2 protein-coding genes are annotated in these 1,640 nt (G+C 70.4%); one reads left to right on the top strand and one right to left on the bottom strand.

What is annotated here, in order from left to right; translation table 11 throughout:
• Positions 1-160: 160 nt before the first annotated feature.
• Positions 161-826 (top strand): prepilin peptidase, encoded by a 666-nt coding sequence (locus tag ACWIE7_RS19185; RefSeq protein ID WP_454070335.1) that lies wholly within the window; start codon positions 161-163, stop codon positions 824-826.
• Between the two features lie 43 nt (positions 827-869).
• Here the strand turns inward: ACWIE7_RS19185 and ACWIE7_RS19180 are convergent.
• Positions 870-1,640 (bottom strand): tryptophan-rich sensory protein (locus tag ACWIE7_RS19180; protein WP_454070334.1); only part of this gene is annotated, 771 nt, incomplete at its 5' end.

Here is a 1,640-nt window from a genome sequence, read left to right as displayed (position 1 = left end):
GTGCCGGTGAAGGTGATCTTCCCCCTCCTGGTGTGCATCCTGCCCGTACTGTTCATCGTGCTGCTCGGACCGACCGTGATCAACATGATGGAGGCGTTCTCCTGACCGTGCGTTCTCATCACCTCCCCGTAGTCCTTCACTTCCTGCGCCGGGTGCCGTCGTGCTGTTCGTGATCGCCGCCGCGACCGGGCTCGTGTGCGCGGTGGCCGCGGCCGTGCTCGGCCGGTGGATGCGTGGCCTCGCCGACTCCGACTCGCGCTGGCTACGTATCGGGCTGCACGTCGTGCTCGCGGGCGGCGGCGGCTTCGGGGCCGCCTACCTCGCACGTGGCTGGGCTGATCTCGTGACATTCGCCGCGCTGTCCGTGGCCTGCGCGCTGCTGGTGACGATCGACCTGGCCGTCTTCCGGCTGCCGGACAAGATCGTGTTGCCGATGTATCCGGTGGTGTTCGGCGGGCTGCTCCTGGCGGCCGCGGTCTCGAACGAGTGGGGCTCGCTCGGCCGGGCCGCCGCCGCTGCCGCCGCGCTGCTGGCCTTCTACTTCATCCTGGCGCTGATCAACCCCTCCGGAATGGGGCTGGGCGACGTAAAATTGTCCGGGCTGCTGGGCGCGTTCCTCGGCTGGCTGGGCTGGCCTGCCGTCATGGCGGGCACGCTGGCCGCATTCGTCATCAACGCGGCCGTTGCGCTGGTGCTGCTGGCCGCGCGGCGGGTGGGCGCCAAGAGCGGGATCGCCTTCGGCCCGGCCATGGTGATCGGCGCGGCGCTGGGGGCCGCCTACTTCGCGGTGCGCTCCGGCGGGGTGGCCTCACTGGGGGCGGCCTGAGCGGGGTTACCCGGCCGGGTCGCGGTTACGGGCGCTGCTGCGGCTATGCGCTCGAGCGCGAGCGCGCTGTCACGTTCGCGGCGAGAGCGATGAACAGCACCACGATCACCGCGAGTACGGCGGTCCACACCAGCTCCGGCGATTCGAAGGCCCCCTCGGTGCGTCCGACCGATACCCAGGCCAGGCCCCAGCTCGTGGCCAGGGCCGGAGCGATCAGCCCGCCGCTGAGCAAAGCGGTTGCGATGCCTATCCCGGCGGCCACCACGATGCCCACCACCCCGAGTTGGATTCGCGTGAAGATGTCGATCCCGGCGTCGGCGAGCCAGGCGTAGGTGTTGGCCAGGAACGCCACAGACACCCAGCCCAGGTAGAGCCCGAACGTCCAGTCGGTCACTACTTTCTCGATGACCCCGCCGGTCCGCGGCGCGCCGAGGAGGAACATCAGGCGGATGATCACGGCCAGCAACACCACGATCACCAGGACGGACACCGCCAGCCAGCCGAGCTGAACGGTCCAGATCCAGAGCGCGTCGAACACCGCGGAAGCCAACGCCCACGGTCTGACCGCCTCCTGCCGCGGAGAGCGCCGGGCGGTGGGGGTGAGCTGCCAGATCGCGTAGGCGGCCAGACCCAGGTAGATGACGCTCCAGATGCTGAACGCCGTGCCCGCCGGGGCGATCGGTGTGGCGTCGGCGGACAGCGCGCCGCCTGCGGCCTCGTTGATCGGGGTGCCGCCCAGTGCGCCACTGCCGATGAACGCGGCCACGATCGCGGCGGCGACACCCAGCACGGTGACGACCGGCAGGAACCAGCC

This window comes from Dietzia sp. NPDC055343, assembly GCF_053645265.1.
The sequence above is the reverse complement of the archived record's forward strand: the minus strand, read 5'-3'. Positions and strand labels throughout refer to the sequence as shown.